Source organism: Gemmobacter caeruleus (assembly GCF_008271655.1).
Taxonomy (GTDB): domain Bacteria; phylum Pseudomonadota; class Alphaproteobacteria; order Rhodobacterales; family Rhodobacteraceae; genus Gemmobacter; species Gemmobacter caeruleus.
The window spans coordinates 614560-631597 of the sequence record NZ_VKKX01000022.1; the positions used below are offsets into that span (position 1 = coordinate 614560).

19 protein-coding genes and 2 riboswitches are annotated in these 17038 nt (G+C 71.1%); of the genes, 13 read left to right on the forward strand and 6 right to left on the reverse strand.

What is annotated here, in order from left to right:
• Position 1: 1 nt before the first annotated feature.
• From thiS to FOA17_RS09965, 5 genes are all read right to left on the reverse strand, one after another.
• Positions 2 to 199: a sulfur carrier protein ThiS gene (thiS, locus tag FOA17_RS09945; protein WP_149141311.1), complete on the reverse strand. Its 198-nt coding sequence runs from the start codon at positions 197 to 199 to the stop codon at positions 2 to 4.
• Positions 177 to 1163, reverse strand: coding sequence for an FAD-dependent oxidoreductase (locus FOA17_RS09950; protein ID WP_149141312.1), 987 nt, complete (start codon positions 1161 to 1163; stop codon positions 177 to 179). Before FOA17_RS09950 ends, thiS begins: the two co-directional genes overlap by 23 nt.
• A complete protein-coding gene (gene thiD / locus FOA17_RS09955) occupies positions 1160 to 1960 on the reverse strand; it encodes a bifunctional hydroxymethylpyrimidine kinase/phosphomethylpyrimidine kinase (RefSeq protein ID WP_149141313.1) in 801 nt (266 codons plus the stop codon). Before thiD ends, FOA17_RS09950 begins: the two co-directional genes overlap by 4 nt.
• Positions 1961 to 2020: 60 nt before the next feature.
• Positions 2021 to 2123: riboswitch (TPP riboswitch) on the reverse strand.
• A 56-nt stretch (positions 2124 to 2179) separates the two neighbouring features.
• A complete protein-coding gene (cobO, locus tag FOA17_RS09960; protein WP_203232294.1) occupies positions 2180 to 2809 on the reverse strand; it encodes a cob(I)yrinic acid a,c-diamide adenosyltransferase in 630 nt (209 codons plus the stop codon).
• 68 nt (positions 2810 to 2877) lie between these two features.
• The gene (locus tag FOA17_RS09965) at positions 2878 to 3354 is read right to left on the reverse strand and encodes a CopD family protein (RefSeq protein ID WP_203232295.1); all 477 of its coding nucleotides are present in this window, start codon (positions 3352 to 3354) and stop codon (positions 2878 to 2880) included.
• Positions 3355 to 3408: 54 nt separating this feature from the next.
• Positions 3409 to 3605, forward strand: a riboswitch (cobalamin riboswitch).
• Between the two features lie 86 nt (positions 3606 to 3691).
• Between FOA17_RS09965 and FOA17_RS09970 the strand changes: the two genes are divergently transcribed.
• The 7 genes from FOA17_RS09970 to cobJ are packed head-to-tail and all read left to right on the forward strand — an operon-like array spanning position 3692 to position 11582.
• Positions 3692 to 4045 carry a DUF1636 family protein gene (locus FOA17_RS09970; protein ID WP_149141315.1) on the forward strand — a complete coding sequence of 118 codons (354 nt, stop codon included), beginning with the start codon at positions 3692 to 3694 and terminating at the stop codon, positions 4043 to 4045.
• Positions 4046 to 4053: 8 nt separating this feature from the next.
• A complete protein-coding gene (cobW, locus tag FOA17_RS09975; protein ID WP_149141316.1) occupies positions 4054 to 5088 on the forward strand; it encodes a cobalamin biosynthesis protein CobW in 1035 nt (344 codons plus the stop codon).
• Between the two features lie 9 nt (positions 5089 to 5097).
• Positions 5098 to 8337, forward strand: a complete 3240-nt coding sequence (gene cobN / locus FOA17_RS09980; RefSeq protein WP_149141317.1) for a cobaltochelatase subunit CobN — start codon at positions 5098 to 5100, stop codon at positions 8335 to 8337.
• The gene (cobG, locus tag FOA17_RS09985) at positions 8334 to 9470 is read left to right on the forward strand and encodes a precorrin-3B synthase (RefSeq protein WP_149141318.1); all 1137 of its coding nucleotides are present in this window, start codon (positions 8334 to 8336) and stop codon (positions 9468 to 9470) included. The genes cobN and cobG overlap by 4 nt, the downstream gene beginning before the upstream one ends.
• Positions 9470 to 10099 carry a precorrin-8X methylmutase gene (locus FOA17_RS09990; protein ID WP_149141319.1) on the forward strand — a complete coding sequence of 210 codons (630 nt, stop codon included), beginning with the start codon at positions 9470 to 9472 and terminating at the stop codon, positions 10097 to 10099. Before cobG ends, FOA17_RS09990 begins: the two co-directional genes overlap by 1 nt.
• A gap of 2 nt (positions 10100 to 10101) precedes the next feature.
• Positions 10102 to 10842 carry a precorrin-2 C(20)-methyltransferase gene (locus FOA17_RS09995; RefSeq protein WP_203232296.1) on the forward strand — a complete coding sequence of 247 codons (741 nt, stop codon included), beginning with the start codon at positions 10102 to 10104 and terminating at the stop codon, positions 10840 to 10842.
• Entirely contained in the window at positions 10839 to 11582 is a 744-nt protein-coding gene (gene cobJ, locus FOA17_RS10000) for a precorrin-3B C(17)-methyltransferase (RefSeq protein WP_149141320.1), read from the forward strand. Before FOA17_RS09995 ends, cobJ begins: the two co-directional genes overlap by 4 nt.
• On the opposite strand, the gene FOA17_RS10005 is transcribed toward cobJ, so the two are convergent.
• Positions 11549 to 12310, reverse strand: a complete 762-nt coding sequence (locus FOA17_RS10005; protein ID WP_149141321.1) for a cobalt-precorrin-6A reductase — start codon at positions 12308 to 12310, stop codon at positions 11549 to 11551. The two genes, cobJ and FOA17_RS10005, sit on opposite strands and share 34 nt — an antisense overlap.
• On the opposite strand from FOA17_RS10005, the gene cbiE reads away from it, so the two are divergent.
• The 6 genes from cbiE to FOA17_RS10035 are packed head-to-tail and all read left to right on the forward strand — an operon-like array spanning position 12309 to position 17016.
• Positions 12309 to 13487 (forward strand): precorrin-6y C5,15-methyltransferase (decarboxylating) subunit CbiE, encoded by a 1179-nt coding sequence (gene cbiE / locus FOA17_RS10010; RefSeq protein ID WP_149141322.1) that lies wholly within the window; start codon positions 12309 to 12311, stop codon positions 13485 to 13487. The genes FOA17_RS10005 and cbiE overlap by 2 nt on opposite strands.
• Entirely contained in the window at positions 13484 to 13870 is a 387-nt protein-coding gene (locus tag FOA17_RS10015) for a cobalamin biosynthesis protein (RefSeq protein ID WP_149141323.1), read from the forward strand. Before cbiE ends, FOA17_RS10015 begins: the two co-directional genes overlap by 4 nt.
• The gene (gene cobM, locus FOA17_RS10020; RefSeq protein ID WP_149141324.1) at positions 13867 to 14646 is read left to right on the forward strand and encodes a precorrin-4 C(11)-methyltransferase; all 780 of its coding nucleotides are present in this window, start codon (positions 13867 to 13869) and stop codon (positions 14644 to 14646) included. Before FOA17_RS10015 ends, cobM begins: the two co-directional genes overlap by 4 nt.
• Complete coding sequence (locus FOA17_RS10025) at positions 14643 to 15977, forward strand: cobyrinic acid a,c-diamide synthase CobB (protein ID WP_149141325.1); 1335 nt, start codon at positions 14643 to 14645, stop codon at positions 15975 to 15977. Before cobM ends, FOA17_RS10025 begins: the two co-directional genes overlap by 4 nt.
• Entirely contained in the window at positions 15974 to 16702 is a 729-nt protein-coding gene (gene cobA / locus FOA17_RS10030; protein ID WP_149141326.1) for a uroporphyrinogen-III C-methyltransferase, read from the forward strand. Before FOA17_RS10025 ends, cobA begins: the two co-directional genes overlap by 4 nt.
• Positions 16699 to 17016: a DUF1636 family protein gene (locus tag FOA17_RS10035; protein ID WP_149141327.1), complete on the forward strand. Its 318-nt coding sequence runs from the start codon at positions 16699 to 16701 to the stop codon at positions 17014 to 17016. The genes cobA and FOA17_RS10035 overlap by 4 nt, the downstream gene beginning before the upstream one ends.
• The last annotated feature ends 22 nt before the right edge of the window (positions 17017 to 17038 follow it).

The following is a 17038-nucleotide window of genomic DNA, read 5'->3' on the forward strand; positions in this document are numbered from 1 at the left end:
CTCAGCCCCCCTGCCGCGGCGCGACGATTTCCACCCGGTCGCCCGGGCGCAGGGGGCAGTTCGCGCGGGCGGTGGCGGGCACAAAGCCCTCATTCACCGCCGTCGCCACGGCGGCCCCGCCATGGCCCAGATCGACCAGCAGATCCGCAAGGGTCGCGGCCCCGCTTTCCACGCTTTCACCGTTCACGATGATCTTCATGCCAGAACTCCGGTTTTTTGCCTGTCAGCAGCCAGTCGGCGGCCATGCCCGCCAGCGCGGGGGCCAGCAGAAACCCGTGCCGGAACAGGCCGTTAAGGTAGATGCCCCCCTCGGCCGGGCCGATGCGGGGCAGGTTGTCGGGAAAGGCGGGGCGCGCGTCGCAGCCGATTTCCAGCAGCTCCGCCTCGGCAAAGGCGGGGTGCAGCGCATAGGCCGCGTTCAGCAATTCGACCACCGATCGCAGGGTCGCGCCGCCGCGCGCGCCGCTTTCGATCTGGGTCGCGCCCAGCATGAACACGCCATCGCCGCGCGGCACGACATAAAGCGGAAAGCGCGGATGCAGCAGCCGCACCGGGCGCGACAGGGCCAGATCGGGCGCGCGCAACACCACCATTTCACCCCGCACCCCGCGCAAGGCGGGCAGGATGTCGCGGGCGGCGCTGCCGCGGCAATCGACCCGTGTGCCCCACATCGGTGCCTCGGCGCAGAAATCCACGCCGCGCGCGATCAGCCGCGCCCGCAGATCGGTCAGCGCCTGGCGCGGAGTCAGATGCGCCTCGGCCTCCATCAGCAGGGCGCGGTCGAAACGGCCGGCCAGCAGCGGTTCGGCCTGCGCGATGCCCGCGGCATCAAGCCAGCGGTGGCGGGTCGTGCGGCGGGCAAAGGTGTCCAGCTCGCCCCGGTCGCGGCCCGGCGTCACGACCAGCGTGCCGGCGCGGGTGAGGCTGGCGCCCTGTGCCTGCCACCAGTCGGCGGCGCGATGGCCCAGCCGCACCACCGGCTCCTCGGCCAATGCGCCTTCGCAATCGGGGGCCAGCATGCCGCCCGCCCACCAGGAACAGCCCTGCGGCCCCGGCCCCCCGGCGGGGTCGATCACCGTCACCGCAACGCCCCGCGCCGACAATTCGGCCGCGGCGCAAAGGCCCATGACGCCGGCGCCCAGAATGGTGGCTTCAGCGGTCATGCCCAGACCTCGTGAAAATGATGGACCGGGCCGTGACCCTGGCCAACCGCCAGCCGGTCGGCGGCGGCGATGGCGCCGTGCAGCCAGGATTGCGCGCGCGCCACCGCCTCGGGCAGCGGCAGGCCACGCGCCAGCCCCGCCGCGATGGCCGAAGACAGGCTGCACCCGGTGCCATGGGTGTTGCGGGTGGCGATGCGCGGGGCGCGCAGGCAGGTCTCACCCCCGGCCTCGATCAGCCAATCCACGCAATCCGGCCCCTTGGCATGGCCGCCCTTCATCAGCACGGCCTGCGGGCCAAGCGCGCGCAGGGCGCGACCCTGTGCGCGTTGCGCGGCTTCATCCGCCGCCTCGGGCGCGCCCAGCAGGCGGGCGGATTCGGGCAGGTTGGGGGTCAGCAGGGTGGCGCGCGGCAGAAGGTGGCGGCGCAGCGCCCTGGTGGCGGCATCGGGCAGCAATTGCGCCCCGGATTTCGCCACCATCACCGGGTCCAGCACCACCGGCCCACGATAGTCCGACAGCGCCTCGGCCACCGCCGCGATCAGCGCCGCATCGCCCAGCATGCCGATCTTGATCGCGCCCGGCGCCAGATCCTCCAGCACCGCCGCGATCTGGGCCGTGACCACCTCGACGGGCACCGGATGGATCGCGGTGACGGCACGGGTGTTCTGCGCGGTGACGGCGGTGATGACGCTGGCGCCATAGACGCCCAGAGCGGCAAAGGATTTGAGATCGGCTTGCACACCGGCGCCGCCGCCGCTGTCGGATCCCGCAATGGTCAAGGCGATGGCTGTGGCCATATCCGCATTCCGTGCCAGGGGTCGGGCGGGCATGGGATACGGGCGTCGGCACGCGGTCAAAGGCGGCCGAGTTCTGTTTCCTACGCCGGTCCTAACCGGTTCAGGTTCAATGGGTTGGCTTGCGCCTCTCAGCCCCTGCAACAGGGCACCCCAACAGATTCGCCTATTTGGGTAGCGGGGATTTTCCGCTGCGTAAAGCCGGAAAATCCGGGCCGTGGATCAGAACTCCACCCCCGGCTGGCCCTTGATGCCCGACCGGAACGGGTGCTTGACCAGCGTCATTTCGGTGACCAGATCGGCCGCCTCGATCAGCGGCTCTTTCGCGTTGCGGCCGGTCAGGCAGACATGGGTCAGGGGCGGTTTTTCGGCCGCCAGAAAGGCCAGAACCTCGTCGATATCCAGGTAGTCGTAGCGCAGCGCGATATTGATCTCATCGAGCAGCACGAAACGGATTTCCGGGTTGCGGATCAATTCCTTGGCTTTTTCCCAGCCGGCCTGCGCCGCCGCGATGTCGCGGGTGCGGTCCTGGGTTTCCCAGGTAAAGCCCTCGCCCATGGCGTGAAACTGGCAGAGGTCCCCGAAATGCCCCTCGATCAGGCGGCGCTCGCCGGTATCCCAGGCGCCCTTGATGAACTGCACCACGGCGCAGGGCATCCCATGCGCGATGCAGCGCAGGATCATGCCGAAGCCGGACGAGGATTTGCCCTTGCCCGGCCCGGTATGGACGATGATCAGCCCCTTTTCGCCCGATTTCGTGGCCATGATCTTGTCGCGCGCGGCCTTTTTCTTGGCCATCTTGCTGGCATGGCGGGCCAGATCCTCGGGGGTGGTGGGGCTGTCTTCGGTCATCTGCATCTCCTGTGTCGGGGGCAAGGCTAGCCGATCCCGGCGCGGGCCGGTAGGGTGAAGCCGACGGGTCAGAGGCCCAGACCGCCCGCCCGGATACTGGCGCCGGCCAGCACGAAGATCACCGAAACGGCGGTGATCGCGCGGATATGGCCGGCCAGCGCCGGCAGGGTTTCCGTCCGCAGATCGGGGATCAGCCGCAGCCGCGCATGGGCCGCCAGCGCGACCGAGGCTGCCAGACACCCCAGCTTGAGCAGGATCGCCCGCGACAGCGGATCGGACAGATCGAGCCAGGCACAGGGATCGGGCGACAGGCGCAGCGCAAGCCACAGCCCCGTCGCCACCTGAAGCGCGAAGGCGGGCAGGCCCAGCCCCTCGAACGCGGCCTCGAAACGCTGGATGGCCCCCACATCGCGCGCCCGCAGCGCGGCGGGCAGGATGCGCAGCGCCAGCACCAGATGGCCGCCCACCCAGACGCAGGCGCCCAGGAGATGCGCAAAGACCAGCCAGACCCCGATATCGCCCATGATCGCCCCTTTCCGCGACATGTCGCCCCCGGTCCCGGATGCGCCGCGCGCCGGCTTGACTCGGGGGGGAAACTGCCCCAAGGCAGTCAGGCTGGTTCCTGCCATATCGGCAGGCCAAGAGGGAATGCGACAGGCCCGCACAGGGCCAAGCGCAGCCGCCCCCGCGACCGTGACCGGAGAGGCCGCATCGCCACTGGAGCAATCCGGGAAGGCGCGGCCGGGGGGAAACCCGCTCCGCAAGCCGGGAGACCTGCCAGCGCGACGATCAACGGGCGGACGGGGTGTGCCGCGACCGGATGGTGCCGCGCAGGCGGCCCCTCTGGCCCCTCTCATCCCGCGCCACAGGAACGAGGGGCCGATGGGCGCTGTTCTTCACGTCTGCACCACCTGCCGCGGGCAAACCCCGGCAGAGCCGGAGGCGCCGCGCCCCGGCAGCCAGCTGGCCGCCGCCCTGCAAGCCGAGCCCTGCCCCGAAGGGGTGGAGATCCGGCTGGTGGAATGCCTGTCGGCCTGCACCCAGGGCTGTTCGGTCGCGCTCAGCTTCAAGGGCAAGTGGTCTTACGTCTATGGCCGCCTGACACCCCAGGACGCCCCCGCCATTCTGGCCGGCGCCGCCGCCTATGCCGGCACTGCCGACGGGCTGGTGCCCTGGCGCGAACGGCCCGAAATCTTTCGCAAGCAAAGCCTTGCGCGCATCCCCCCGCAGGAGTGAGACACGCGATGACCGACCTGACCAAGATCCCCGTAACCGTCATCACCGGCTTTCTGGGCGCGGGCAAGACGACGCTGATCCGCCATCTGATGCAGAACCCGCAGGGCAAGCGGCTGGCCATTCTGGTCAATGAATTCGGCACGGTGGGGGTGGATGGCGATATCCTGAAATCCTGCGCCGACGAAAACTGCCCGGTGGAAAACATCGTGGAACTGGCCAATGGCTGTATCTGCTGCACCGTGGCCGATGATTTCATCCCGACGATCGAGGCACTGATGGCGCGGCCGGAACGGCCCGATCATATCCTGATCGAAACCTCGGGCCTGGCGCTGCCCAAGCCCTTGCTCAAGGCCTTTGACTGGCCGGCGATCCGGTCGAAGATCACCGTCGATGGCGTCATCGCCCTCGCCGATGCCGAGGCCGTGGCGACGGGCCGCTTTGCCCCCGATGTCGCGGCGGTCGATGCGCAGCGCGCCGCCGATGACAGTCTCGATCACGAAACCCCGCTGTCGGAGGTGTTCGAGGATCAGATCGCCTGCGCCGATCTGGTGCTGCTCTCCAAGGCCGATCTGGCCGGCGAGGCCGGGCTGGCCACCGCCCGCGCGGTGATCGAGGCCGAGGCGCCGCGCCCGCTGCCGATCCTGCCGATGACCGACGGGGTGATCGACCCGCGCGTCGTGCTGGGTCTGGGCGCCGCCGCCGAGGATGATCTGGCCGCGCGCCCCAGCCATCATGACGGCGCCGACGATCATGAACATGACGATTTCGACAGCGTGGTGATCGACCTGCCCGAAGTGGCCGATATCGCCGATCTGGTCGCCCGGATCGAACGGCTGGCCCGCGAACAGCATGCGCTGCGGGTCAAGGGCTATGTCGCGGTGACAGGCAAGCCGATGCGCCTTCTGGTGCAGGCCGTGGGCGAAAGGGTGCGCCACCAGTTCGACCGCCCCTGGGGCGATGCCCCGCGCCAGTCGCGGCTGGTGGTCATTGCCGAACATCACGATATCGACCCCGGCGCCATCCGCACCGTTCTGGGGGCGTAAGCGCGGGCCATGCACGTCGTCTTTCGCGAAAGTCACGGGCTGGAGGAAACGGCCACCCCCTATGATCCCGGGCAAGACCCCGCGGATCTGGTGGTGCTGTCGTTTTCCGACAGCGATCTGGGGGCTTTCGCGGCGGGCTGGCATCGGGCGGGCGGTGCGCTGCCCGGGCTGCGGCTGCAAAACATCGTGGCGCTGCGGCATCCGGTTTCGGTCGATACCTATGTGGAGCGCACGCTGTCGGGCGCGAAGGCGATCCTGATCCGGCTGATCGGCGGCGAGGCCTATTGGCCCTATGGTCTGGCCTCGGTGCAGGATCTGGCACGGCGCAAGGGAATCGCGCTGGCGGTCCTGCCGGCGGATGGGCGGGTGGATGCCGCGCTCGATGCCGCCTCGACCCTGCCGATCTCGACGCTGCGGCGGCTGCAAGACCTGTGCGATGCCGGCGGCGCGGTGGCGGCACAGGCGGCGCTGGCACAGCTTTGCCTGGCCGCCGGGCTTTATGCCGGGCCGGTGCCGGGTGACAAGCGCGTGCCGGATATGGGGTTCTATGACCCCGATCTGGGCGTGATCGCCGCTCCGCCCGAGGGGCGGCCGGTGCTGATCAGCTTTTACCGATCCTATCTGACCGCCGCCGATACCGACCCGGTCGATGCGCTGATCCGGGGCTTTCGTGCCGCCGGTTTCGCGGCTTGCGGGGTGTTTGCGCCGTCGCTCAAGGCGCCGGGGGTGGCGGATTGGCTCCGCCCCTGGCTGGAGCGTCAGCCGCCCTTGGCCATCGTGAACGCTACCGCCTTTTCCTCCCGGGCCGAGGATGGCACGACCCCCTTCGACGCCGCCGATTGCCCGGTGTTTCAGGTCTCGCTTTCAACCGCGCGGCGGCGCGACTGGGCGGGGTCTGACCGCGGGCTGTCGCCCGCCGATCTGACCATGCATGTCGTGCTGCCCGAGGTGGACGGGCGGCTGTTTGCGGGGCTTGTGTCCTTCAAATCACCGGGGCGGCGCGACGATGCGCTGCAATTCTCGCGCTTTGCGCATCGGGCCGATGCCGGGCGCGTGGCCGCCGTGGTGGCCAAGGTGGCGGCCTGGTTGCGGCTGGCCGCGACGCCTGCGGCGGAAAAGCGGCTGGCGGTGGTGCTGTCCACCTATCCCGGCCGCGCGCATCAGATCGCCCATGCCGTCGGGCTGGACGCGCTGGCCTCGACCGAGGCGCTGCTCGCCGATCTGGCGGATGCGGGTTACGCCGTCACGCCGGGCGAGCGGCTTGGCCCTGCCCTGCTGGAAACCCGCGAGACCTGGCCGCTGGCCGAATACCGCGCGGCGCTGGCCACCCTGCCCGCCGCGCTGCACCAGGCGCTGACCGATGCCTGGGGCGCGCCCGAGGATGACCCGGCGGTTCAGGACGGCGCCTTTCACTTTGCCGCGCTGCATCGGGGCAAGGCGCTGATCGCGCTGCAACCCGAACGCGGCGACGTGACCACCCGCGACGGCGATTATCACGATCTGGCCCGCACGCCGCGCCATGGCTATGTGGCCTTTTACCTCTGGCTGCGGGCTCAGCGGGTGGATGCGCTGCTGCATATGGGCGCGCATGGCACGCTGGAATGGCTGCCGGGCAAATCGGTGGCGCTTGGCCCCGATTGCTGGCCCGAGGCGCTGATCGGGGCCTTGCCGGTGATCTATCCCTTCATCGTCAACGACCCGGGCGAGGCCGCGCAGGCCAAGCGCCGCATCGGCGCGCTGACGCTGGGCCATCTGCCGCCGCCACTGGTGCAGGGCACCATGCCCGAGGGGATGCAGCATCTGGAACGGCTGCTCGATGAATATTCCACCGCCGACGGGCTGGATCCGGCGCGGCGCGACCGGCTGATCGGCGCGATCCGCGACGAGGCGCGCGCCAGCGGCGTGGAGGATGATCTGGGCCTGCCGCCGGAGGCCAGCATGGCCGAGGCAATCACCCGGATCGACCGTTTCGTCTGCGACATCAAGGAAAGCCAGTATGGCGCCGGGCTGCATGTGCTGGGCCAGGGCGCCTGCGGCCCCGAGGAACGCGCCGGGCTGCGGGCCGCGCTGGTCGGGCGGCGGGTCGCGGCGGGGCCGTCGGGCTCGCCCAACCGGGGGCGGGCGGATGTGCTGCCTACCGGGCGCAACCTCTTTGCCGTCGATCCGCAATCGGTGCCCAGCCGCGCCGCCCATGCCCAGGGCGTGAAGCTGGCCGAGGAACTGCTGCGCCGGCATTTGCAGGATCAGGGCGATTGGCCGCGCGGGCTGGTGGTGGATCTGTGGGGCAGCGCCACCATGCGCACGGCGGGCGAGGAATTCGCCATGGCGCTGCATCTGGCCGGCCTTTCGCCGGTCTGGGATGCGAAATCGGGCCGGGTGACGGGGGTCGAGGTCGTGCCGCTGGCGCTGCTTGGCCGGCCGCGCATCGACGTGACGCTGCGGGTTTCGGGCCTGTTCCGCGATGTGTTTCCGGGGCTGGCCGCGCTGTTTGAAACCGGGGCCGCCGCTTTGGCGCAGCGCGACGAAGATGCGGGCGACAACCCCTATCGCGATCAGGGCGCGCGGGTCTTTGGCCCCCGGCCCGGGCAATATGGTCTGGGCATGGGCGTGGCGATGGACCAGTTCACCGCCGAGGCGCGGGCGGCGGCGGGCGAGGCCTGGATCACGGCCTCAAGCTGGGCGCTTGGCGCCGATGGCCAGTCGCGCCCCGACCGGGCGCGGCTTGAGGCGCGGCTGAAGGGGGCCGACAGTTTCGTCCACGCGCAGGATCTGCCGGAAAGCGACCTGCTGCTGGCCGCCGATTATGCCGCGCATGAGGCGGGCTTTGCCGCCGCGCTGGCGCGTCTGGGGGCGGCGCGGCCCGCGCTCTATCACCTTGATGTCACGCAGCCCGACCGCCCGCGCGCGCGCAGCCTGCCCGAAGAAATTGCCCGCGTGGTGCGCGCCCGCGCCGCCGATCCCGGCTGGGCCGATGGCATGATGCGCCATGGCTTTCGTGGCGCGGCCGAGATCGCGGCGACGCTGGATCACATGGCAGCCTTTGCCCATCTGGCGGGGGTGGTGCCGCCGCATCTGTTCGATCTTTACCACGAGGCCACGCTGGGCCGCGCCGATCTGGTGGAGTTCATGGCACGCGAAAACCCGGCTGCGCTGGCGGCGCTGCGCGACCTGTTCGGGCGGCTGCGCGAGGCGGGGCTGTGGATCACGCGCCGCAATTCCATCGCCGCCGCGCTGGAGGATCGGGCATGACCGAATTCACCGTTCAGGGCTGGTGCCCCGGCGCGCTGCGCCCGATGATGTCGGGCGACGGGCTGGTCGTGCGGGTGCGCCCCGATGCAGGACGGCTGAGCGCGGCGCAGGCCACGGGCATCGCGGCGGCGGCCCGGGCGCATGGCAACGGGCTGATTGACCTGTCGGCGCGCGGCAATGTGCAGTTGCGCGGCGTGACCGAGGACCGCCACCCGGCGCTGATCGCCGATCTGCGCGCGCTTGGCCTGATCGACCCCGATCAGGCGGCCGAGGCGCGGCGCAATCTGCTGGTCACCCCCTTTGCCGATGCGGCGACCGATGCGCTGGCCGCAGCGCTTGGCGCCGCGCTGCCGCGTGCGCCCGCCCTGCCGGGCAAGTTCGGCTTTGCCATCGACACCGGCCCCGCCCCGCTGATGACCGCGACGCCCGCCGATATCCGGCTGGAACGCGCGGCGGATGGCGGGCTGATCCTGCGCTGCGAGGGGGCGCCGCTGGGCGCGCCGGTCGCTGACGCGGCGGCGCCAGAGGCGGCGCTGGCGCTGGCGGAATGGTTCGTGGCGCAGGGCGGCATACAGAACGGAAGGGGCCGCATGGCGGCGCTGATCGCGCGCGGCGCGCGGCCCGAAGGCGCACTGGCCGGGCGCGTGGCGCCTGCCACCACCGCCGCGCCGCCTGGCCCGGGCCTGGTGCCGCAGGGCGCGCTGGTGGGCTTTGCCTTCGGGCAGATGCAGGCCGAAACGCTGGCGGCGCTGGCCCGCCATGGCGCGCTGCGCGTCACACCCTGGCGGATGCTGCTGATCGAGGGCGCCCGCGCCCTGCCCGATCTGCCGGGCCTGATCCTGCATGCCGACGACCCGCTGCGCCGCGTGGTGGCCTGCACCGGCGCGCCGGGCTGTTTGCAGGCGCATCAGCCGGTGCGCGATCTGGCCCGGCGGCTGGCGCCGCAGGTGCCCGAGGGGCGGGTGCTGCATGTCTCGGGCTGCGCCAAGGGCTGTGCCCTGCCGGCGCGGGCCGATGTGACGCTGACCGCCACAGCCCAAGGTTTTGACGTGATCAAGGGGGGCACCGCACAGGATGCGCCCTGCCTGTCCGTGCCGGCCCCTGCCGCGCCGGACCTGAAAGGACTGTTCTGATGCCGCATCTTTATGAAACCGATGGCGCGAAGATTTACCTGCAATCCTTCGCCACCATCCGGGCCGAGGCCGATCTGGCCCGCTTCACTCCCGAGGAGGAGGTGGTGGTGGTGCGCATGATCCATGCTGCCGGCATGGTCGGGCTGGAACGCCATGTGCGCTTTACCCCCGGCATGGCCCTTGCCGCCCGCGCCGCGCTGGAGGCCGGCGCCCCCATCCTGTGCGATGCCCGCATGGTCAGCGAGGGGATCACCCGCGCGCGCCTGCCCGCGGAGAATGCGGTGATCTGCACCCTGCACGATCCTTCGGTCCCCGCGCTCGCGGCCGAGATCGGCAATACCCGCAGCGCGGCGGCGGTGGAGCTGTGGCGCCCGCATCTGGCTGGCGCGGTGGTGGCGATCGGCAATGCGCCGACCGCGCTGTTCCATCTGCTCAACATGCTGGAAGACCCCGCTTGCCCGCGCCCTGCCGCGATCATCGGCTGCCCTGTCGGTTTCATCGGCGCGGCGGAATCGAAAGAGGCGCTGATGGCGGCACCGCCTGCCCCTTCGGTCATCGTCGAGGGGCGGCTCGGCGGGTCGGCGATCACAGTCGCCGCCGTCAACGCATTGGCCAGCCGCAAGGAATGATCATGGGCCGCATCATCTGCGCCGGGCTTGGCCCCGGCGATCCCGACCTGATCTCGGTCCGGTCCGACCGGGCGATCCGCGCCGGGCGCCATATCGCCTATTTCCGCAAGGCCGGCCGTCAGGGCCAGGCCCGCCGCATCGTCGAGGGGATGCTGGCCCCCGGCGCGGTAGAACATGCGATGGAATATCCCGTCACCACCGAGATCCCCTTTGACAGCCCCGATTACAACCGCGCTCTGGCCACGTTTTACGACGACTGGACAGAGCGGCTGGCCGCGCTGGTCACGGCGGGGCAAGAGGTGGTGGTGCTGTGCGAGGGCGACCCGTTCTTCTACGGGTCTTTCATGCATCTCTATGTGCGGCTGAAGGACCGGGTGCCGGTCGAGGTGATCCCCGGCATTCCGGGCATGGTCGGCTGCTGGAACGCGACCGGCCAGCCGATCACCTGGGGCGACGATGTGCTGACCGTGCTGATGGGAACCCTGCCCGAGGACGAGCTGACCCGCCACATGCAGGGCTCCGACGCGCTGGCCATCATGAAGACCGGACGCAACCTGCCGCGCGTGCGCCGCGCGCTGGCGGCGGCGGGCCGGTTGCAGGATGCCGTGCTGATCGAACGCGGCACCATGCCGGGCCAGCGCGTGCAGCCCCTGGCCGAGGTGAAGGGCGACGATTGCCCCTATTTCGCGATCGTGCTGGTGCATGGCCATGGCCGCCGCCCGGTGGCAGGGGGCGAGGAATGACCGGCTGGATCAGCGTCGCGGGCCTTGGCCCGGGGGCCGAGGCGCTGGTCACTCCCGAGGTGACGGCAGCCCTGGCCGAGGCGACCGATATCGTGGGCTACATCCCCTATGTCGCGCGGGTGGCGCCGCGCCCGGGGCTGGTGCTGCACCCCTCGGACAACCGGGTGGAGCTGGACCGCGCGCAGGCCGCGCTGGACATGGCGCGCGCCGGGCGGCGGGTGGTCATCGTCTCGTCCGGCGATCCGGGCGTGTTCGCCATGGCGAGCGCCCTGTTCGAGGCGCTGGAGACGCGGCCCGACTGCCATGACCTTGATATCCGCATCCTGCCCGGCATCACCGCGATGCTGGCGGCGGCGGCACGGGCGGGGGCGCCGCTGGGCCATGATTTCTGCGCGATCAACCTGAGCGACAACCTCAAACCCTTTGCCGAGGTGGAACGCCGGTTGCGGCACGCCGCGCAGGGCGGTTTCGCCATGGCCTTCTACAATCCGCGTTCCAGATCGCGCCCGCATCAGTTTGCCCGCGTGCTGGAGATCCTGCGCGAGGAATGCGAGGGGGCGCGGCTGATCCTGTTCGCCCGCGCCGTCACCACCCCCGAGGAACGGATCGAGACGGTGACGCTGGCCGATGCCACGCCGGAAATGGCCGATATGCGCACCGTCGTCATCGTCGGCAATGCCGCCACGCGGCGGGTGGGTCGCTGGGTCTATACGCCCCGCTCGGTCGAGGGGGCGGTATGACCCGCCAGCCAGCCCATCACGCCTTCGACCGTCGCGCTGACCTGCCGGGGCGGCAGGCGGGGGCGGTCGATCAGGATGACGGGCAGGCCCAGGGCGCGCGCGGCCTCCAGCTTGGCGCTGGCACCGGCGCCGCCGGCATTCTTGGCAACGACATGGGTGATGGCGTGATCGCGCAGCAGCGCGGTATCGCCGGCCAGGTCGAACGGCCCGCGCGCGATGACCGCGGCGGCATCGGGCAAGGGCAACGCGCCCTCGGGCGGATCGACCAGCCGGAGCAGGTAGTGATGCTGTGGCCGGGCGACAAAGGGCGCCAGCGTCTGCTTGCCGATGGCCAGGAACACCCGCGCGCGCGCCTCGGGCAGGGCCGCGACGGCGCCCGCGATATCGGCAACATGGGTCCAGCGGTCGCCCGGCTGCGCGGCCCAGGCCGGGCGTTCCAGCCCGATCAGCGCGGTGCCGGTCTCGGCGCAGGCGGCAATGGCGTTGCGGCTCATCTGTGCGGCAAAGGGGTGGGTGGCGTCGATCAAATGGCTGATGCCCCGCGCGCGGAGATAATCCACCAGCCCCGCCACGCCGCCAAAGCCGCCCACACGGGTCGGCAGCGGTTGCGCCACCGGCGCCTCGGTGCGCCCGGCATAGGAAAACTCGGCCGCCAGTCCGGCCTCGGCCAGGGCGCGGGCCATACGGCTGGCTTCGGTCGTGCCGCCCAGCAAAAGGATGCATGTCATGGCTGAGCCCTGGCTGTCGATCATCGGTCTGGGCGAAGATGGACCGGCGGGCCTGTCAGAGGCAAGCCGCGATGCGCTGGCGGCGGCCGAGATCGTGTTCGGCGGCCCCCGGCATCTGGCGCTGGTGGGCGCGGGCGGGCGCGGGCGCGACTGGCCGGTGCCGTTCGACCTTGCGCCGCTACTGGCCCTGCGCGGGCGGCGGGTGGCGATGCTGGTCTCGGGCGATCCGTTCTGGTTCGGCGCGGGCGGGTCGGTCGCGCGGCATCTGGCGCCCGAGGAATGGCGCGCCTTTCCGGTGGCGGGCACCTTCTCGCTGGTGGCGGCCCGCATGGGCTGGCGGCTGGAGGAGGTGCATTGCCTGGGCCTGCATGCCGCGCCTTTCGCGCGGCTGCGCCCCGTGCTGGCGCGTGGTGTCCGGGTGATCGCCACGCTGCGCGACGGCGCGGCGGTGGCAGAACTGGCCGGCTGGCTGGATGCAAACGGCTTTGGCGCCACCCGGATCACCGTCTGCGAGGCGCTTGGCGGCCCGCGTGAGCGGCTGCGGCAGGGCGCCGGCTGGACCGATATCGCCGCGCCGGTGGCGGTGGCGCTGGATGGCGCCGATTTGCCCCGCGCGGCCGGTCTGCCGCGTGCCGGCGGCCTGCCTGACGACATGTTCCACCATGACGGCCAGATCACCAAACGCCCGGTGCGGGCGCTGACGCTTTCGGCGCTCGCCCCCCGGCCGGGCGATCATCTATGGGATATCGGCGGCGGTTCGGGGTCGATCTCGGTCGAATGGTGTCTGGCCGGCGGCCATGCCAGCACGATCGAGACGCGGGCCGACCGCGCCGCCAATATCCGCCGCAATGCCGCGGATTTCGGTCTGGCGCATCGCCTGACGGTGATCGAGGGCGCCGCCCCCGTCGCTTTGGCCGGCCTGCCGGCGCCGGATGCGGTCTTTGTCGGCGGCGGCGGCGATGCCGCGCTGCATGAGGCGCTTTGGGCGGCGATGCCAGCGGGCACGCGGCTGGTCGCCAATGGCGTGACGCTGGAAACCGAGGCGCTGCTGGCGGGCCTGCATGCCCGCCATGGTGGCAGCCTGTTGCGCGTCGATCTGGCCGAGGCGGCGCCGCTGGGCCGGATGCGCGGCTGGCAGGCCGCCCGCCCCGTGGTGCAATGGAGCGTGACGCGATGAGGGTCGCCGGGATCGGATTTCGCGCGGCGGCCCCGCTGGCCTCGCTGGCCGCCGCCCTGGCCGAGGTCGAGGCGCGGGGTGGCCGGGCCGAGGCGCTGGCCACCCTTGCCGTCAAGGCCGGGGCTGACGCATTGCAGGCACTGGCCCGGGCGCGCGGCCTGCCGGTGCTGGCCCTGCCCGATCTGGCCGGGATCAACACGCCCACCCTTTCGCCCCGCGTGCAGGCGCGGTTCGGCACCGGATCGCTGGCCGAGGCCGCGGCTCTGGCCGGCGCCGGGCCGGGCGCCCACCTGACCGTCGCCCGCATCGCAACCCCCGACGGCATGGCCACCGCCGCCATGGCCGAAGCCCCATCGCCCCGCCCTATCGGAGACATCGCATGACCGTTCATTTCATCGGCGCCGGGCCGGGCGCGGCCGACCTCATCACCCTGCGCGGGCGCGACCTGATCGCCGCCTGCCCGGTCTGCCTTTACGCCGGCAGTCTGGTGCCCGAGGCCCTGCTGGCGCATTGCCCGCCGGGGGCAAGGATCGTCAACACCGCCTCGCTCAGCCTGGACGAGATCATGGCCGAGATCGCCGATGCCCATGCCGAAGGGCATGATGTCGCGCGGCTGCATTCCGGCGATCTGTCGGTCTGGTCGGCCATGGGCGAACAGCTGCGCCGGCTGCGCGCGCTGAACATCCCCTATGACGTGACGCCGGGCGTGCCGTCCTTTGCCGCCGCCGCCGCCGTGCTGGGGGCGGAACTGACCCTGCCGGGCGTCGCGCAATCGGTTGTCCTGACCCGCACCACCGGCCGCGCAACCGCGATGGCCGAGAGCGAGAGCCTGGAGAATTTCGCCCGCACCGGCGCCACGCTGGCCATTCACCTGTCGGTGCATGTGCTGGACCGGGTCAAGACCGACCTCGTGCCGCATTACGGCGCCGATTGCCCGGTCGCCGTGGTGTTCCGCGCCAGCTGGCCCGACCAGCGGGTGATCCGCACCACGCTGGCCGAGCTCGACCCGGCGATCGGCGCGGGCGAACGCACGGCGCTGATCCTTGTGGGGCGCGCACTGGCAGCCGAGGGTTTCGACGAAAGCCGGCTTTACGCGGGCGATTACGACCGCCGCTATCGGCCCGTCGGCACCAACCCGCGCTTTCCGGAAAGCGCATGACCGCGCCGGGTCTTCTGATCTCGGCACCGGCTTCGGGCACCGGCAAGACCACGGTCACGCTGGGCCTGCTGGCGGCCTTCCGGGCGCGCGGGCTGGCGGTGCAGCCGTTCAAGAGCGGGCCGGATTACATCGACCCCGCCTTTCACAGCGCGGCGGCGGGGCGGGTTTCGGTCAACATGGACAGCTGGGCGATGAGCCGGGGCCGTCTGGCGGGGCTGGCCTGCGCGGCCACCGGCGCCGATCTGGTGCTGGCCGAGGGGTCGATGGGTCTGTTCGACGGCGTGGCGCTGCCGGGCGAGACCGGCAATGGCGCCAGCGCCGATATCGCGGCCCGGATGGGCTGGCCGGTGCTGCTGGTGCTGGATGTCTCGGGTCAGGCGCAGACGGCGGCGGCGGTGGCGGCGGGGCTGGCGCGGTTTCGCGCCGATGTGCCGCTGGCCGGGGTGATCCTGAACAAGGTCGCCTCGCCCCGGCATGAGGCGCTGGTGCGCGCGGGCATGGCGGCGGCGGGTCTGCCGGTGCTGGGCGCCCTGCCCCGCCGCGCCTCGGTCGCGTTGCCGGAACGCCATCTGGGGCTGGTCCAGGCTGAGGAGTTGCCGCAATTGCAGGCGCTTCTGGCCGAGGCTGCCGAATTCGTCGCGGCGCATTGCGACCTGGATGCCATTCGCGCCGCCGCCCGCCCGACCCGCACCCTGCCGGTGCAGGCAAAACCAATGCCCGCGCCGGGCGAACGGATTGCGCTGGCCCGCGACGCCGCGTTTTCCTTTGTCTATCCGCATCTTCTGGCCGATTGGCGGGCACAGGGCGCGACGATCCTGCCGTTTTCGCCCCTGGCGGACGAGGTGCCGGATGACAGCGCCACGGTCTGCTGGCTGCCCGGCGGCTATCCCGAACTGCACGCACCGCGCTTGTCAGCCTGCACCGGATTCCGCGAGGGCCTGCGCGCCTTTGCGCAAACGCGGCCTGTCCATGGCGAATGCGGCGGCTACATGACACTGGGCGCCGGTCTGGTGGCCGCCGATGGCACAAGGCATGAAATGGTGGGGCTGCTGGGGCTGGAAACCAGCTTTGCCAAGCGCAAGATGCATCTGGGCTACCGTCTGGCCCGGCCCCTGCGCCCGCTGCCCTGGGCGCCGGCGGGCGGTGCGCTGCGCGGGCACGAATTCCATTACGCCACCATTCTGGCGCAACCCGATGCAGCGCTGGCACAGGTTGCCGATGCAAACGGCGATCCGGTTGCGGAAACCGGTTCAAGCCGTGATATGGCTGGTGGCGGCCGTGTCAGCGGCACATTCTTTCACCTGATCGCAGCAGCAGAGTCCCAGGCATGACCGGCTTCGTCTCTTTCGTTTCTTCCGGCCCCGGCGACCCGGAGCTTCTGACCCTCAAGGCCGCCGCGCGACTGGCGGAGGCCGATGTGATCCTGTTCGACGATCTGGCCTCGGGGCCGATCCTGTCCAAGGCCGGGCCGCAGGCGGAGTTGATCGCCGTGGGCAAACGTGCCGGGCGGCCAAGCGCCAAGCAGGATCATGTGAACCGCCTTCTGGTCGATCATGCACTGACCGGCGCGCGGGTGGTGCGGCTGAAATCCGGCGACAGCGGCATCTTTGGCCGGCTGGAGGAGGAAATCACCGCCCTGACCGAGGCCGGGATCGGGTTCGAGATCGTGCCGGGCGTGCCCTCGGCCTGTGCGGCGGCGGCAGCGGCGGCGATTCCGCTGACCCGGCGCCTGACCGCGCGGCGGGTGCAATTCGTGACTGGCGCGGATGTGACCGGCGGCCTGCCCGACAGCCTGAACTGGGCGGCGCTGGCCGATGCGAATGCCACGACCGTAGTCTATATGGGCAAGCGCACCTTCCCCGTGCTGGCCGAGCGGCTGATCGCCGCCGGTCTGCCGCCCGACACCCCCGCCCTGCTGGCCGAGGCCGTCAGCCATCCGCATCAGCGGCTGGAGCGCGGCACGGTGGCGGGCATCGCCGCCGCGCTGCGGGCCGAGGGGCAGGGCGAACATCCGGCGCTGATCCTCTATGGCCCGCTGTCCGGGGCGGTGGAATGAAGATCACGCTTTGCGGGTCTTGCGCGCTTGGCCGCGCGGGCTTTGCCGCGCATCTGGACGCCGCATTGGCGGCGGCCGGAATCGGGGCCGAAATCGCGCTGACCGAGTGCATGTCGGGTTGCGCGCGCGGATCGACATGCGCCTTTCGCGACAAGGGCAAGACCGCCTATCTTTTCGGCGACCTGACCGAGTCGGACCTGCCCGATCTTGTTGTCTTTGCAGGGCTTTATGCCGCCGCGCCCGATGGCGTCCTGGCCGATGCGCGCCCCTTGGGTGCCTTGCGCCTGAAGGCGCTGGCGCGGATCCCCGGCTAGGGCGCGACAGCGCCGGGAAAAG

Excerpts from the sequence above, each read along its gene's own strand:
- FOA17_RS10005 (WP_149141321.1), bottom strand. The coding sequence starts at position 12,310 with ATGACATGCATCCTTTTGCTGGGCGGCACGACCGAAGCCAGCCGTATG.
- FOA17_RS09950 (WP_149141312.1), bottom strand. The coding sequence starts at position 1,163 with ATGACCGCTGAAGCCACCATTCTGGGCGCCGGCGTCATGGGCCTTTGC.
- FOA17_RS09970 (WP_149141315.1), top strand. The coding sequence starts at position 3,692 with ATGGGCGCTGTTCTTCACGTCTGCACCACCTGCCGCGGGCAAACCCCG.
- FOA17_RS10025 (WP_149141325.1), top strand. The coding sequence starts at position 14,643 with ATGACCGCGCCGGGTCTTCTGATCTCGGCACCGGCTTCGGGCACCGGC.
- cobG (WP_149141318.1), top strand. The coding sequence starts at position 8,334 with ATGACCGAATTCACCGTTCAGGGCTGGTGCCCCGGCGCGCTGCGCCCG.
- FOA17_RS09995 (WP_203232296.1), top strand. The coding sequence starts at position 10,102 with ATGGGCCGCATCATCTGCGCCGGGCTTGGCCCCGGCGATCCCGACCTG.
- cobN (WP_149141317.1), top strand. The coding sequence starts at position 5,098 with ATGCACGTCGTCTTTCGCGAAAGTCACGGGCTGGAGGAAACGGCCACC.
- thiS (WP_149141311.1), bottom strand. The coding sequence starts at position 199 with ATGAAGATCATCGTGAACGGTGAAAGCGTGGAAAGCGGGGCCGCGACC.
- thiD (WP_149141313.1), bottom strand. The coding sequence starts at position 1,960 with ATGGCCACAGCCATCGCCTTGACCATTGCGGGATCCGACAGCGGCGGC.
- FOA17_RS09965 (WP_203232295.1), bottom strand. The coding sequence starts at position 3,354 with ATGTCGCGGAAAGGGGCGATCATGGGCGATATCGGGGTCTGGCTGGTC.
- cobM (WP_149141324.1), top strand. The coding sequence starts at position 13,867 with ATGACCGTTCATTTCATCGGCGCCGGGCCGGGCGCGGCCGACCTCATC.
- cobO (WP_203232294.1), bottom strand. The coding sequence starts at position 2,809 with ATGACCGAAGACAGCCCCACCACCCCCGAGGATCTGGCCCGCCATGCC.
- FOA17_RS10015 (WP_149141323.1), top strand. The coding sequence starts at position 13,484 with ATGAGGGTCGCCGGGATCGGATTTCGCGCGGCGGCCCCGCTGGCCTCG.
- FOA17_RS09990 (WP_149141319.1), top strand. The coding sequence starts at position 9,470 with ATGCCGCATCTTTATGAAACCGATGGCGCGAAGATTTACCTGCAATCC.
- FOA17_RS10035 (WP_149141327.1), top strand. The coding sequence starts at position 16,699 with ATGAAGATCACGCTTTGCGGGTCTTGCGCGCTTGGCCGCGCGGGCTTT.
- cobJ (WP_149141320.1), top strand. The coding sequence starts at position 10,839 with ATGACCGGCTGGATCAGCGTCGCGGGCCTTGGCCCGGGGGCCGAGGCG.
- cbiE (WP_149141322.1), top strand. The coding sequence starts at position 12,309 with ATGGCTGAGCCCTGGCTGTCGATCATCGGTCTGGGCGAAGATGGACCG.
- cobA (WP_149141326.1), top strand. The coding sequence starts at position 15,974 with ATGACCGGCTTCGTCTCTTTCGTTTCTTCCGGCCCCGGCGACCCGGAG.
- cobW (WP_149141316.1), top strand. The coding sequence starts at position 4,054 with ATGACCGACCTGACCAAGATCCCCGTAACCGTCATCACCGGCTTTCTG.